8 protein-coding genes and 5 pseudogenes are annotated in these 14,385 nt (G+C 54.4%); all 13 read left to right on the forward strand.

Going from position 1 to position 14,385, the window contains the following annotated elements; all coding sequences use genetic code 11:
- Nucleotides 1-8 precede the first annotated feature (8 nt).
- The 13 genes and pseudogenes from JCM2850_RS01925 to trpA all read left to right on the forward strand — a co-directional run bounded on the left by JCM2850_RS01925 (nucleotide 9) and on the right by trpA (nucleotide 14,314).
- Nucleotides 9-1,229, forward strand: a complete 1,221-nt coding sequence (locus tag JCM2850_RS01925; protein WP_025869580.1) for an argininosuccinate synthase — start codon at nucleotides 9-11, stop codon at nucleotides 1,227-1,229.
- 37 nt (nucleotides 1,230-1,266) lie between these two features.
- Nucleotides 1,267-1,578: a pyrimidine/purine nucleoside phosphorylase gene (gene ppnP / locus JCM2850_RS01930; protein WP_025869581.1), complete on the forward strand. Its 312-nt coding sequence runs from the start codon at nucleotides 1,267-1,269 to the stop codon at nucleotides 1,576-1,578.
- 89 nt (nucleotides 1,579-1,667) lie between these two features.
- Nucleotides 1,668-2,162: a YajQ family cyclic di-GMP-binding protein gene (locus tag JCM2850_RS01935; RefSeq protein ID WP_025869582.1), complete on the forward strand. Its 495-nt coding sequence runs from the start codon at nucleotides 1,668-1,670 to the stop codon at nucleotides 2,160-2,162.
- Nucleotides 2,163-2,238: 76 nt separating this feature from the next.
- Nucleotides 2,239-3,645 carry a 3-isopropylmalate dehydratase large subunit gene (gene leuC, locus JCM2850_RS01940; protein ID WP_025869583.1) on the forward strand — a complete coding sequence of 469 codons (1,407 nt, stop codon included), beginning with the start codon at nucleotides 2,239-2,241 and terminating at the stop codon, nucleotides 3,643-3,645.
- Nucleotides 3,646-3,659: 14 nt separating this feature from the next.
- Nucleotides 3,660-3,779: an entericidin A/B family lipoprotein gene (locus JCM2850_RS20820; RefSeq protein ID WP_081774918.1), complete on the forward strand. Its 120-nt coding sequence runs from the start codon at nucleotides 3,660-3,662 to the stop codon at nucleotides 3,777-3,779.
- A gap of 11 nt (nucleotides 3,780-3,790) precedes the next feature.
- Nucleotides 3,791-4,427, forward strand: a pseudogene (gene leuD, locus JCM2850_RS16420) (3-isopropylmalate dehydratase small subunit).
- Between the two features lie 128 nt (nucleotides 4,428-4,555).
- Nucleotides 4,556-5,610 (forward strand): annotated as a pseudogene (gene leuB, locus JCM2850_RS16425) (3-isopropylmalate dehydrogenase).
- 82 nt (nucleotides 5,611-5,692) lie between these two features.
- Nucleotides 5,693-6,805 carry an aspartate-semialdehyde dehydrogenase gene (gene asd, locus JCM2850_RS01960; protein ID WP_025869584.1) on the forward strand — a complete coding sequence of 371 codons (1,113 nt, stop codon included), beginning with the start codon at nucleotides 5,693-5,695 and terminating at the stop codon, nucleotides 6,803-6,805.
- 292 nt (nucleotides 6,806-7,097) lie between these two features.
- A complete protein-coding gene (locus JCM2850_RS01965; protein ID WP_025869585.1) occupies nucleotides 7,098-10,724 on the forward strand; it encodes a motility hub landmark protein FimV in 3,627 nt (1,208 codons plus the stop codon).
- Nucleotides 10,725-10,858: 134 nt separating this feature from the next.
- Nucleotides 10,859-11,644, forward strand: coding sequence for a tRNA pseudouridine(38-40) synthase TruA (truA, locus tag JCM2850_RS01970; protein ID WP_025869586.1), 786 nt, complete (start codon nucleotides 10,859-10,861; stop codon nucleotides 11,642-11,644).
- A 51-nt stretch (nucleotides 11,645-11,695) separates the two neighbouring features.
- Nucleotides 11,696-12,318 (forward strand): annotated as a pseudogene (locus JCM2850_RS16430) (phosphoribosylanthranilate isomerase).
- A pseudogene (trpB, locus tag JCM2850_RS16435) lies at nucleotides 12,305-13,506 on the forward strand (tryptophan synthase subunit beta). Before JCM2850_RS16430 ends, trpB begins: the two co-directional pseudogenes overlap by 14 nt.
- Nucleotides 13,507-13,520: 14 nt before the next feature.
- A pseudogene (gene trpA / locus JCM2850_RS16440) lies at nucleotides 13,521-14,314 on the forward strand (tryptophan synthase subunit alpha).
- Nucleotides 14,315-14,385: the final 71 nt, after the last annotated feature.

Consider the following 14,385-nt stretch of genomic DNA (forward strand, 5'->3'; position numbering starts at 1 on the left):
AAGAAATAATGAGTGATGTGAAAAAAGTCGTGCTGGCCTATTCCGGCGGCCTGGATACCTCGGTAATCCTCAAGTGGTTGCAGGATGTTTACCAGTGTGAAGTGGTGACCTTTACTGCTGATATCGGCCAGGGTGAAGAGGTTGAGCCTGCACGCGAAAAAGCCAAGAAATTTGGCGTTAAGGAAATCTATATCGATGACCTGCGCGAAGAGTTTGTGCGTGACTTCGTCTTCCCCATGTTCCGCGCCAACACCGTTTACGAAGGCGAATACCTGCTGGGTACCTCGATTGCGCGTCCGCTGATTGCCAAGCGTTTGATCGAAATTGCTGCGGAAACCAAAGCTGACGCGGTTTCTCATGGCGCCACTGGCAAGGGTAACGACCAGGTGCGTTTCGAGCTGGGTGCTTATGCGCTCAACCCCAATATCAAAATCATCGCCCCATGGCGCGAGTGGGATTTGCTCAGCCGTGAAAAGCTGCTGGCCTATGCCGAGCAAAACAGTATCCCTGTGGAAATGAAGCACAAGCAAGGCGGCAGCCCCTACAGCATGGACGCCAACCTGCTGCACATTTCCTACGAAGGCCGTCACCTGGAAAACCCAGCGGCTGAAGCGGAAGAAGATATGTGGCGCTGGACGGTTTCGCCAGAGCGCGCACCAGACCAGGCCGAATACCTGGATATTGAATACCGCAACGGCGACCCCATCTCTTTAAATGGTAAAGCCTTGCCACCGCATGAGTTGCTGGCGGAGTTGAACCGCCTGGGTGGCAAGCACGGCATAGGCCGTCTGGACTTGGTGGAAAACCGCTATGTGGGCATGAAGTCGCGCGGTTGCTATGAAACCCCTGGCGGCACCATCTTGCTCAGGGCACATCGGGCCATTGAATCCATCACGCTGGACCGTGAAGTGGCGCATCTTAAAGATGACCTCATGCCGCGTTATGCCAGCATGATCTACAACGGTTACTGGTGGAGTCCAGAGCGCGTGACGCTGCAGACTTTGATAGACCAGACGCAGAAGACCGTAAACGGTTGGGTCAGGCTCAAGCTCTACAAGGGCAATGTTATCGTGACTGGCCGCGATTCGGCTACGGACTCCTTGTTCGACCCGACCATTGCCACCTTTGAAGATGATGCCGGGGCTTACGACCACCGTGATGCAGGTGGCTTTATCAAGCTCAATGCCTTGCGTATGCGCATCGCTGCGAACCAGCGCAACAAGAAGTAAACAAGATCATATAAACACATATTACGAGGAAACCAGCATGGCCCAGTTCGATCATGTCAGTGTCAAGAAAAAAGCCAATGTCTATTTTGACGGCAAGTGTGTCAGCCATACCGTGTTGTTCCAGAACGGTACCCGTGCCACTGTGGGCGTCATTTTCCCCAGCACCCTGACTTTTAACACTGGCTCCCCTGAGCTGATGGAAATCAACGGTGGTGTTTGCAAGGTGCGCCTCAAGGGCGAAACCGAGTGGAAAACCTATGGTGAAGGCGAAAAATTCACCGTGGCGGGTAATTCCAGTTTCGATATCGAAACACTGGAAACCCTGGACTACGTTTGCCATTTCGAATAAGACCAGCAATTAACAGTAACGCAGGCTGGCCTGGCGCAAGCATGGCTGGCCTGTAAGTAATATGACCATCATGACAAGGATGCTTCCCTATGCCTTCATTTGATATTTCCTCAGAAGTCGACATGGTGGCGTTGAAAAACGCCGTGGATGTTGCGGACCGTACCATTGCCAACCGTTATGACTTCAAGGGCACCAGTGCCAGCCTAGAGTTGAACGAGAAAGACGAACTGATTACGCTGCACGGCGATTCAGATTTCCAGCTGGACCAGATCAAGGCCATTCTGCTGCCAGCGATGGAAAAGAAGGAAGCCGATAGCGCCAAGCGCCTGGATCACCAGGACGTGCAAAAAGTCTCGGGCAACAAGGTCAAGCAAGTGCTGAAGATCAAGGCCGGTATTGATAGCGAACTGGCGAAGAAAATCGTCAAGTTGCTTAAGGATAGCGGCCTCAAGGTACAGGCCAGCATTCAGGGTGACGAAGTACGCGTCTCCGGTGCCAAGCGTGATGTGTTGCAGGATGCGATTGCGCAGGTGCGCAAGTCCATCACGGATTTTCCGCTGCAGTATGGCAATTTCCGTGACTAAACTTGTAGCCGCCAGCCCGTAACTAAATAGTAAGAGACCGCCAAGCCTGGCGGTCAGAGTGAGCTAGAAAGACCCTATGTCAGCAAGAACGCTTTACGACAAATTATTCGATTCCCACGTGGTGCGCGAGGAGAACGGCACTGCGCTGATCTATATCGACCGCCATCTGGTACATGAAGTCACCAGCCCACAGGCATTTGAAGGTCTGAAGATGGCTGGCCGCAAGCTATGGCGCATTAACTCCGTGCTGGCGGTGCCTGACCACAATGTACCGACTACGGATAGAAGTCAGGGCATTGCTGACCCCATCTCGCGTTTGCAGGTGGAAACTCTGGATCAGAACTGTACCGATTTTGGCGTCACCGAATTCAAGATGGGTGATGCGCGTCAGGGCATCGTTCACGTCATGGGCCCGGAGCAGGGCGCAACCTTGCCCGGCATGACCGTGGTCTGTGGTGATTCCCATACCAGCACCCATGGTGCGTTTGGTGCATTGGCCCATGGTATAGGCACCTCCGAAGTTGAGCATGTGATGGCGACCCAGTGCCTGGTGCAAAAGAAATCCAAAGCCATGCAAGTCAGCGTTGAAGGCAAGTTGGGCCTGGGCGTGACCGCCAAGGATATTGCCCTGGCCGTGATCGGCAAGATAGGCACTGCAGGTGGTACGGGTTACGCGATTGAGTTTGCGGGTTCTGCTATCCGTAGCCTGAGCATGGAAGGGCGTATGACCCTGTGCAATATGGCGATTGAAGCGGGTGCGCGTGCTGGCATGGTGGCGGTGGACGACACCACCATCAATTACGTCAAGGGTAGACCTTACGCGCCCAAGGCTGAGCAATGGGATGCTGCAGTGACTTACTGGCGCACCTTGCACAGCGACGAAGGCGCACGTTTTGATGCCGTGGTAGCACTGAAGGCTGAAGAAATTGAGCCACAAGTCACTTGGGGTACGTCCCCAGAAATGGTCACCGCCATCAATGGCAGTGTGCCTGACCCGACACAGGAAGCCGACCCGACCAAGCGTGGCGGCATAGAGCGTGCCCTGCAATACATGGGCTTGGCGGCAAATACGCCTATGGATCAGATTAATATCGACAAGGTATTTATCGGCTCTTGCACCAACTCACGTATAGAAGATTTGCGTGCGGCGGCGGCCGTGGCTAAGGGCAAGCATGTGGCCGCCAATGTGAAGTTGGCGCTGGTAGTGCCAGGCTCTGGTCTGGTTAAGGCGCAGGCTGAAGAAGAAGGTCTGGACAAGATCTTCAAGGATGCTGGTTTTGAATGGCGTGAGCCAGGTTGCTCCATGTGTCTGGCCATGAATGCCGACCGTCTGGAGCCAGGTGAGCGTTGTGCTTCTACCTCTAACCGTAACTTTGAAGGCCGCCAGGGCCCAGGCGGGCGTACCCATCTGGTCAGCCCGGAAATGGCGGCAGCAGCGGCGGTGACGGGGCACTTCGTTGATGTGCGCCAGTTCCTGAACTAGCCGTAGGCCGCAGCATGCAGTTTATTGTGCTGGCGGCGCTGGCGCTGTCACTCTTGACGGGGTGTAACACCGTTCAGGGCCTGGGCAAGGATATCGAGAAGGCAGGCGAAGCCCTGCAAAGATCAACCAAATAGTTGGAATACTTATGCAAGCTTTTACCCAGTTGAATGGCGTGGTGGTGCCACTGGATCGTGCCAATGTCGATACCGATGCCATCATCCCCAAGCAGTTTCTCAAGTCGATCAAGCGCGCGGGCTTTGGCCCCAACGCCTTTGATGAGTGGCGCTATCTTGACCATGGTGAGCCTGGCATGGATAACAGCAAGCGTCCGCTTAACCCGGACTTTGCGCTGAACCAGCCACGCTATCAGGCGCCAGTGTCTTGCTGGCACGTGAGAACTTCGGTTGTGGTTCCAGCCGCGAGCACGCGCCCTGGCTTTGCTGGATTTTGGCTTCCGCGCGATTATCGCCCCCAGCTTTGCCGATATCTTCTTCAATAACTGCTTCAAGAACGGTATTTTGCCTATCACGCTTTCCGCTGAAATAGTCGATAGCCTGTTCAAGGAAGTGGAGCCTAGCGTGGGTTATCAGCTAGCGGTAGATCTTGAGGCGCAGACTGTGACTACCCCCAGCGGTCAGTCCTATAGCTTTGAGGTGGATGCTTTCCGCAAGCACTGCCTGCTCAATGGTCTGGATGATATTGGCCTGACCTTGCAGCATGTCTCTGAGATTAAAACCTTTGAGACCAAGCACAAGGCCACGCAGCCCTGGTTATTTAACTAAGCATGTGATCACGCTATTGGGTGCAGCTAGTTGCTGAGACTAGCCTGCCAGCCCAGGCAGCAACAGTAAGCGCGTTGGCTGGCGCCGCTTGTTTCAACCTTAAACCATTATTCTTTTGGAAATTGTGTATGAAGATTGCAGTATTGCCGGGTGACGGCATTGGTCCCGAAATTGTGACGCAAGCCGTCAAAGTGCTCAAGGCGTTGGATATCAAGCTGGAGTTGCAAGAAGCCCCGATTGGTGGCGCAGGCTATGAAGCCGCTGGTGACCCGCTGCCCGCTGCTACCCTTAAGCTGGCTGAAGAGTCCGATGCGGTACTGCTGGGTGCGGTAGGCGATTGGAAATACGACAGCCTGCCACGTGACCAACGCCCTGAGCGCGGCTTGCTGCGTATACGCAAGGCGCTAAACCTGTTTGCCAACCTGCGTCCTGCGCTGCTGTACCCAGAGCTGGCTTCTGCTTCCACCCTCAAGCCAGAAGTAGTGGCGGGTCTGGATATCATGATCGTGCGCGAATTGACAGGCGATATCTACTTTGGTCAGCCACGTGGTATCTCAACGCTAGAAAATGGCGAGCGCGAAGGCATCAACACCATGCGTTACAGCGAATCCGAGATTCGCCGCATTGCCCATGTCGCTTTTGGCATTGCATGAAGCGTAACAAAAAGGTCTGTTCCGTCGATAAGGCCAATGTGCTGGAAACCACAGAACTCTGGCGCCAGGTGATGATAGAAGTGGCCAAGGAATATCCAGAAGTCGAGCTTAGCCATATGTATGTGGACAATGCCGCCATGCAGTTGATACGCGCACCCAAGCAGTTTGACGTGATGGTGACTGGCAATATTTTTGGTGACATTCTGTCTGATGAAGCTTCCATGCTGACAGGGTCCATAGGCATGCTGCCATCGGCATCGCTGGATCAGAACAACAAGGGTATGTACGAGCCTAGCCATGGTTCGGCACCGGATATCGCAGGCAAGGATATTGCCAACCCACTGGCCACTATACTTTCGGCTGCCATGATGCTGCGTTACAGCTTCAACGATGAAGCCAATGCCACCCGCGTTGAAAATGCCGTGAAAAAGGCCTTGGAACAAGGTTACCGCACCGCGGATATCTGGACCGAAGGCACGCGCAAGGTCAAGTGCAGCGAAATGGGCGATGCTGTCGTCGCAGCGCTATAAGTAGTAGCACTGCAAGATTAGTAACAATAGAGTAAACAACCAGGCCCACAGATGATGGGCCATACACAGTCAGGATGAGATGATGTTCAAAGTTGGTTTTGTCGGCTGGCGCGGCATGGTCGGATCAGTGCTTATGCAGCGCATGGTGGCCGAAAACGATTTCAAGGATATTGAGCCTGTTTTCTTCACCACCTCGCAAACCGGGGCCGCTGGCCCGGCGATTGGTAAAGACACGCCGCCATTGAAGGACGCCCGTGCGATTGCCGAGCTCAAGGCCATGGACATCATCATTTCCTGTCAAGGCGGTGATTACACCACTGAAGTTTTCCCCAAGCTACGTGCTGATGGCTGGCAGGGTCACTGGATAGATGCGGCCTCCACTCTGCGTATGGAGCAGGATGCCGTCATCGTGCTGGACCCGGTCAACCTGGATGTCATCAAACAGTCATTGGGTAAGGGTGGCCGCAACTGGATAGGTGGTAACTGTACCGTGTCGCTGATGCTGATGGCCTTGAACGGTTTGTTCAAGGCTGACCTGGTGGAGTGGGCGACTTCCATGACCTATCAGGCGGCATCGGGTGCGGGTGCGCAGAATATGCGCGAGTTGATTGCGCAAATGGGCGTGGTCAATGCCAGCGTGCAAGCTGAATTGCAGGACCCTGCCTCCAGCATACTGGAGATAGACCGCAAGGTAGCTGCAACTCTGCGCAGCGCAGATTACCCAGTAGATAACTTTGGTGTGCCGCTGGCTGGTAGCCTGATCCCCTGGATAGACAAGGATCTGGGCAATGGTCAAAGCAAGGAAGAGTGGAAGGGCCAAGCAGAAACCAACAAGATACTGGGCCGTGAATCCCAGCCTATCGCGATTGATGGGCTCTGTGTGCGTATAGGCGCTATGCGCTGTCATTCCCAGGCGCTGACCATCAAGCTCAAGCAAGATGTGCCGCTGGATGAAATCAATGACATGTTGGCCAAGGCCAACCCATGGGCGGAGGTGATTCCCAACGAGCGTCAAGCCACTATTGAACGCTTAAGCCCGGCTGCTATTACTGGCACCATGCAAACTCCAGTTGGAAGGTTGCGTAAACTGAATATGGGCGGGGAATACCTGTCTGCGTTCACGGTGGGTGATCAGCTGCTGTGGGGTGCTGCCGAGCCCTTGCGTAGAATGCTGCGCATTCTGGTTGAAGCCTGATTTCAGGCAAGCTCCTAGGCAAGTATCAGGCCGCCCAGCAGAGTAATTTGTTAAGTCTCTGCTTATCTCTCTTACTTCCCTGCCTGCGCTGGCAGGGAAGTTTCTCTCAGGATTTATTCCTGCACTCGCATTGAATTAATTCACTTTTTACATTTGTTAAATAAATTGTCATTGGTGACAAGAGCTTGATTGGGCCTGGCCCATCCGCAAGGTAAAGTTTTGTATCAGCTTGAAACTGTAACTGATTGATGTTAATTTAATAATGCTATTTATAGTTAATAAGGGTGGAATAGTGCATAAGTCCAAATTAAAGGGGATCACGCTCGCGGTATTGATGGCCTTTGCGCCTATTGCTGCAGATGCTGCTGGGCTGGGTCGCTTGACAGTGACATCCGGGCTTGGCGAACCGCTTTCGGCAGAGATAGAACTGCTCTCGCCGACACCGGAAGAACTCGCATCCCTCAGTGCTGGCATCGCTTCTCCAGAAGCTTACAGCGTGCAGGGCGTGGAGCGTACAGCGCTGCACAGTGCCATCAAGGTTGATGTGACCAAACGTGGCGATGGCACCCCCATCCTTAAGCTCACTACTCGCCAGGCCGTCAGTGATCCTTTCCTCGATATGCTGATTCAGGTGGATTGGGAAACTGGCCGCTTGTTGCGCGAGTACACCGTATTACTTGATCCACCTGGGTATAGCAATCAGGCCCAGGTGTATAACGGCGTGCAATTGCCCCCTGATGCCAATACCCCTAGCGTAGCACCTGCGGGCCGTGCAGCGAATGCAGCCTCTGGCAATGCTGCCAAAACTCCGGCAAGAAACTCCACCAAAAACTCTGCCAGAACCAATACCGCCAATCAGGCTGCAACACCCGCGCCGCGTGCGGCAACTTCTGCTCCAGTATCTTCCACCTCAGTCGCTGCCAGTGATACCCCAGCGCAAAATTACACCACAGCAAAAGGCGATACCCTTAGCGCCATCGCGCAGCAGCACCAAGTTGAAGGCGTTAGCCTGGATCAAATGCTGATTGGTTTGTATAGAGCCAATGAGGATGCCTTTAGCAACAAGAATATGAATCGCCTGAAGACCGGGCAGATCATGCGCGTGCCTGCGGCGAGCGAATTGCAACAAGTCAGCCCGGCTGAGGCCACACGTGAAGTGCGTGCGCATTCCTCAGACTGGAATGCCTATCGCAATCGCCTGGCTGGTCTGGCGGCAGAATCTAATCCTGCAGCAGAAGGTGGTACGCAACAGTCGGCGTCAGGCCGCATTACCAGCGCAGCTACCGATAGAGCAGCCCCCGCCGATGCTGGTCTGCGCGATGTCATCAAGCTATCCAGATCAGATGCCAAAGGCAAGGCTGCCGCGCAAGAGCAGATCAATGCACTACAGGAAGAGTTAACTGCTAAAGACAAGAGTCTGAATGATTCTGCCGAGCGCTTGGCCGCATTGGAAAAACAAATTTCCGATATGCAAAAGCTGCTGGCCATCAGAAATCAATCACTGGCTAACCTGCAAAACAAGGACGCCACGCCAGCACCTGCTGCGCCGCCTGTTCAGGCTGAAGCGCCTAAACCTGCAGAAACGCCTAAATCTGCAGAAACCACTAAGCCTGAAGTCGCAGCCGAGCCAGCCAAGGCTGAGACGGCTACTCCTGAACCCGCTAATACTGATCCAGCAGTCGCCACACTGGCCGAGCCTGCACCACAGGCTGCTGACGAACCCAGCAAGGTACAAAAAGCTGAAAAACCCGCAACACCTGCGGTAGTGCCGCCACCTGCGGTGGAAGAGCCAAGCTTGATTGGTGAAATCCTGGGCGATGATCCTTTGCTGCCTGCCCTGGCTGGCGGTGCCCTGGTATTGCTGCTGGGCGGTTGGTTGTTCTTGCGCAACAGGCGCAAGCGCGAGCTGGATAGTTTTGAAAAAGGCATCCTGACCTCAGGCGGCCTAAAGGCTAACACCGTATTCGGCAATACGGCAGCTGGCGCTACCGTCAATGCTGGCGATACCTCTTTCCTGACCGATTTCTCGCCGAATACTGGCGGCATGATAGATACGCATGACGTTGACCCGATTGCCGAGGCCGAGGTTTACATGGCTTATGGCCGTGATGCGCAGGCTGAGGAAATCCTCAAGGATGCCATCGTCAAGGAACCACAGCGCCACGAACTGCATGTGAAGCTACTGGAAATTTTCGCTGCCAGGAACGATACCTCAGCGTTTGAAACGGTAGCGGGTGAAATTTACACTACCTTGGGTGCTGCTGATCCCATCTGGGCCAAAGTGGCCGAAATGGGCCGCAAGCTGGAGCCAAACAACCCCCTCTATTCAGCGGAAGTTGAAAGCAAGGCCATCAGTGCCAAGGCCAATGCCGCTAGCGACGGCTTGGCGACAGATGGATTTGTCAGTGCCACTACCCCTGATAGCACTCTCACCACTGCCGCGGGTGCAGCGCTTGCTGGTGCGGCAGCAGCCGGGCTTTATGCGGCCAACAGCCAAGAGCAGCAAGCAGGTAGTGAAAATGCGGATGGCAGTGATGAAGTGGATCACGATACATTCAAGGACAATACATTTGATCAAAACCTGTTAGGTGCTGATAGCAATGCGCTTGAGCCTGATTTCGGCGCGCCCGTATTTGGCAATACGACAGAGCGCTCAGAACTGGCTGACCTGGAACTGGGTGATTTGTCTTCTGACCCACAATCCTTCAGCGCACAGCCTTTCTCCACCCCTGATGCTGCGGACGAACTGCCCAGCCTGGACTTTGATCTGGGTGGGCTAGGGGATAGCACTGCACAGCCTGCAGATGTGGACGCAACTGCACATGGCGGCAACGATATCGAATTTGCGCTGGACCTGCCTGAGCCACCTGCCAAAAATACCTTGCAGATGGATATTGCTGAGCTTGATGCTGAGATTCCGGATTTTGACCTGCCTGAGCTGGGTGCTACGGATGAAGGCGCAGCGCTGCCTGATTTGGATCTGCCTGAGTTCTCATTCCCTGAGGGTTCAGCTGAGAAATCCATAGATGAGGTGGGTAGTGCACAGGCCGCAGGCTCTGAAGCTTCAACATCTGATGCTGAGGCATTGGCTGGCGATGTATTAGCTAGCGATACAGCGGCCTCATTGCCTGAACTGTCAGTCCCTGATTTCGATTTGTCTGAGGATTTGGCGCCGCCAGCAGGCTCAGTAGTTGAAGATGTTGATTTCGGCTTGCCGGAAATCGAACTGCCCGAAATTGAGTTGCCAAGCCCTGCCGCAGAAGTAGAAACAGACAGCGACTTGCCCAATATTGATTTCGACCTGCCAGAAATCAGCTTTGGCGAAAGTAATGACTTAGGCACTGAACAGGAGTTGCCAGCAGCTAATGCGGGTGACAATCACACTGCTGATGCTGACAATGCGGCGATTGAAGACTTCCTCGCCAGCGAGGATACTGCGGCAGAGCCTGAGGCGGGAGTGCTGGATTTATCTGATCTATCGTCTGATGCAGATGGCAAGCTTGAGTCTGATCCAGACGCCAAGGTCGAAGCCAATGACAGTGTGCCGCACTTCAACTTTGAAGACATTGATCTTGCAGGAGGTGAAAGTGTAGGCAATAGCGCTGCCGTTGATGAAAGTGACATCGCGCTGCCTGATTTTGACTACCCGGCAACTGAACCCGCTGCACCGCTTTCGGTTGAGATTGATATTTCAAATATTGATCTGAATGTCGCGGACAATGCTTCTGGCACAACAGGCTTGGAAACTGGCAGCCTGGCTGACGAATCGCCAGATGTGGATACCAAGCTTGACCTCGTGACCGCGTATATGGACATGGGCGATAACGAGGGTGCGCGTGAGTTGTTGGAAGAAATCCTCAAGGAAGGTGGCCCCAGGCAGAAGGCCAAGGCCCAAGCCATTTTGGATGATCTTGCCTAACAGCAGGGGTTGATTGCAAAAGCCGGGTTAAAGCCCGGCTTTTTTATTGCCTGCTCATCGCAAGCGCATCAGGGTTGGTACTGCTCAGGGTAAAATACGCATATGAATAATTTTCCACAGCAGGGCAAACAAGCGTGAGGCTGGCATTAGGGCTGGAGTACGATGGCGCAGGCTTTCATGGTTGGCAAAGCCAGCCGGGTGGTAACACCGTGCAAGACACGCTGGAGCAGGCCTTGGCAACCCTGGCCGGGCATGAGATCAGGGTGGCTGCTGCGGGTCGTACTGATACCGGAGTGCATGCTTTGTCGCAGATTGTGCATTTTGACACCACGGCAGAGCGTCCGCTCAGTGCCTGGGTGCGCGGCGTCAATGCACGCATGCCGCGCGAGGTGAGGGTGTTGTGGGCGCAACAGGTTGATGAGCGTTTCCATGCGCGCTTCGATGCCTTTCAGCGCAGCTACCAATATTGGTTGGTGAATCAGCCAGTAGCGCCAGCGGTGCTGGCAGGTAAGGCGGGATGGTTTCATCAGCCGCTGAATTTGGCCATGATGCAGGAGGCGGTGCAGTACTTGCGCGGCCAGCATGATTTCACGGCCTTTAGGGCGGCAGAATGCCAGGCCAAATCGCCGATTAAAACCATGCATCAGGCTGAGGTGAGGGCGGTGGGCAGCAGTCTGGTATTTGAGTTCTGTGCCTCGGCGTTTTTGCACCACCAGGTACGCAATATGGTGGGTGCCTTGATTTATATCGGCAAGGGTAAATATCCTCCCAGTTTTATGGCTGAGTTATTGCAAAGTCGCGACCGCACCTTGTCACCGCCGACCTTTTCCCCTGATGGCTTGTATTTGACTGGTGTAGGCTATGACGCCCACTGGGGCCTGCCTGTCACCGAGCGAAGATTGCAGCTGGGCGTGGGCTGAGGACTGGCGTTTTTGTGATACCCTAGCGCCTTTCATGACAGGCTTATTGATGTGAGAACCAGGGTCAAGATTTGTGGCATTACCCGAGTGAGCGATGCCCTGGCCGCGGTGCAGCATGGCTGTGATGCCATAGGTTTGGTGTTTTACGCGCGCAGCCCGCGTCATATTGAAATCGCCGCAGCGGCTGAGATTGTGCAAAGTCTGCCGCCTTTTGTCAGCGCTGTAGGCTTGTTCGTTAATGCCAGCCAGGCAGAGCTGGATGCCGTGCTGTCACAAGTCAGGCTGGATCTGCTGCAATTTCATGGCGACGAGTCTCCAGAGCAATGTCGGCAGGCAGGCTTGCCTTATATGAAGGCAATTCGCGTCCGCAGAGAGACAAATTTGCTACAATACGCCACCCAATACCACGACGCCCGAGCACTGCTGCTGGATGCCTATCAAGAAGGTGTGCAGGGCGGAACCGGGCAGGTCTTCGACTGGGGATTAATCCCGCCGCGCTGCCAGTACCGATTGTGCTGGCAGGTGGTTTAACCTCCCTGAACGTGAGTGCCGCCATAGAACAAGTCAGGCCATATGCGGTCGATGTGAGTGGTGGTGTGGAACAGTCCAAAGGAATCAAGGATGCTGGCAAGATCGCCGCATTCATGCAAGGAGTAAACGATGCAGCTTTATGATATGCCCGATGCACGCGGTCATTTTGGTCCTTACGGCGGTACATTTGTTGCCGAGACCTTGATCGAGGCTCTGGAAGAATTGCGCGTCATGTATGAGCGTTACCGCCATGACCCCGAGTTTCTTGCCGAATTTGCCTACGATCTCAAGCATTTTGTCGGTAGGCCCAGCCCAATCTATTATGCCGAGCGCCTCACCAAGCAGGCCGGAGGCGCGAAAATCTTCCTCAAGCGTGAAGATCTTAACCACACTGGTGCTCACAAGGTTAACAACACCATAGGCCAGGCCTTGCTGGCCAAGCGTATGGGCAAGCCGCGTGTGATTGCCGAAACCGGGGCTGGTCAGCACGGCGTGGCGACTGCCACCATAGCCGCCCGCCTGGGTCTGGAATGTGTGGTGTACATGGGGGCAGAAGACGTCAAGCGTCAGGCGCCCAATGTGTTCCGCATGAAGCTGCTGGGTGCACTGTGGTGCCTGTGGAAAGCGGCTCCAAGACACTCAAGGATGCACTCAATGAAGCCATGCGCGATTGGGTCACCAATATCTCAGACACCTTCTACATCATAGGCACAGTGGCTGGTCCTCACCCTTACCCCATGATGGTGCGTGACTTCCAGGCTGTGATTGGCATTGAAGCCAAGGAACAGATGCAGGAAATGATAGGCCGCCAGCCAGATGCCGTTGTGGCCTGTGTAGGTGGTGGCTCCAACGCCATGGGTATTTTCTATCCGTACATTGATGTTGAGAATGTTCGTTTGATTGGCGTTGAAGCTGCGGGCCATGGCATTGAAAGCGGCAAGCATGCGGCACCACTGACCGCCAATAGCCCGGCTGGTGTATTGCACGGCAACCGTACCTATCTCATGCAAGATGAAAACGGCCAGATCATAGAAACGCATTCGGTCTCTGCAGGCCTGGATTATCCAGGTGTGGGCCCTGAACATGCGTGGCTGAAGGATATCAAGCGTGCGGAATATGTGGCCATCACCGATGATGAAGCCATGGAAGCCTTCCACACCTTGTGCCGCACAGAAGGCATTATCCCTGCGCTGGAGTCCAGCCATGCGATAGCCCATGCCATGAAGCTGGCGGCGACCATGTCTCCCGATCAGGTTGTGCTGGTTAACCTGTCCGGTCGTGGCGACAAGGATATCAACACCGTGGCCAATCTGGCCGGTATCACCTTATAAGCTGGTTTTTTTACATGTCCCGTATTCAAGCAAGATTCGCCGCGCTGAAAGCGCAAGGCAAAAAAGCCCTGATTCCCTATATCACGGCAGGCGACCCGCATCCCAAGTACACCGTAGGTCTGATGCATGCCCTGGTGCATGCAGGCGCTGATATCCTAGAATTGGGTGTGCCGTTCTCTGACCCTATGGCTGACGGCCCTGTGATTCAGCGTGCCACTGAGCGTGCCTTGGCGCACAAGGTGGGGCTCAAGGATGTGTTGGAGATGGTCAGGGAGTTTCGTGCCACCGATGAGCAAACTCCGGTGGTCTTGATGGGGTATGCCAACCCGGTGGAAGCCATGGGGCAGGCGCATTTGCCCAGCGCGCCAGCGAGGCGGGTGTGGATGGCGTTTTGACTGTGGATTATCCACCAGAGGAGTGTCAGGAATTTGCCCAGTTGCTGCAAGCGCATCAACTTGATGCTATTTTCCTCTTGTCGCCTACCTCAGATCGCCAGCGTATCGATATGATCACGCAACAGGCTTCAGGCTTTATTTACTATGTGTCACTCAAAGGTGTTACAGGTTCCAAAAACCTGGATATTGAAGAGGTTGGCAGCAAGGTCGCCAGCATACGTCAGCAGACAGATCTGCCTATAGGGGTTGGATTTGGTGTGCGTGATGCCGCGACAGCCAAGGCCGTGGCCGCAGTGGCCGATGCCGTGGTGGTGGGTAGTCGCATGGTGCAGGAAATTGAAGGTTCCAGTGAAGATCAGTTGTTGAATAATGTGGTCAAGCTGACTCAGGAGCTACGCGCAGCAATAGGCTGAGCATAGCCAGAAACAAAGCAGGCGGAGTTTCCGCCTGATCAGATGAGAAAAGCAGGCAGGGCGGTTATAGC

Source organism: Methylobacillus glycogenes JCM 2850 (assembly GCF_000617925.1).
Lineage (GTDB): Bacteria > Pseudomonadota > Gammaproteobacteria > Burkholderiales > Methylophilaceae > Methylobacillus > Methylobacillus glycogenes.

What these genes read in the sequence shown, in the direction of transcription:
- JCM2850_RS01925 (WP_025869580.1), top strand. Translation starts at nt 9, where the DNA reads ATGAGTGATGTGAAAAAAGTCGTGCTGGCCTATTCCGGCGGCCTGGAT.
- ppnP (WP_025869581.1), top strand. Translation starts at nt 1,267, where the DNA reads ATGGCCCAGTTCGATCATGTCAGTGTCAAGAAAAAAGCCAATGTCTAT.
- JCM2850_RS01935 (WP_025869582.1), top strand. Translation starts at nt 1,668, where the DNA reads ATGCCTTCATTTGATATTTCCTCAGAAGTCGACATGGTGGCGTTGAAA.
- leuC (WP_025869583.1), top strand. Translation starts at nt 2,239, where the DNA reads ATGTCAGCAAGAACGCTTTACGACAAATTATTCGATTCCCACGTGGTG.
- JCM2850_RS20820 (WP_081774918.1), top strand. Translation starts at nt 3,660, where the DNA reads ATGCAGTTTATTGTGCTGGCGGCGCTGGCGCTGTCACTCTTGACGGGG.
- asd (WP_025869584.1), top strand. Translation starts at nt 5,693, where the DNA reads ATGTTCAAAGTTGGTTTTGTCGGCTGGCGCGGCATGGTCGGATCAGTG.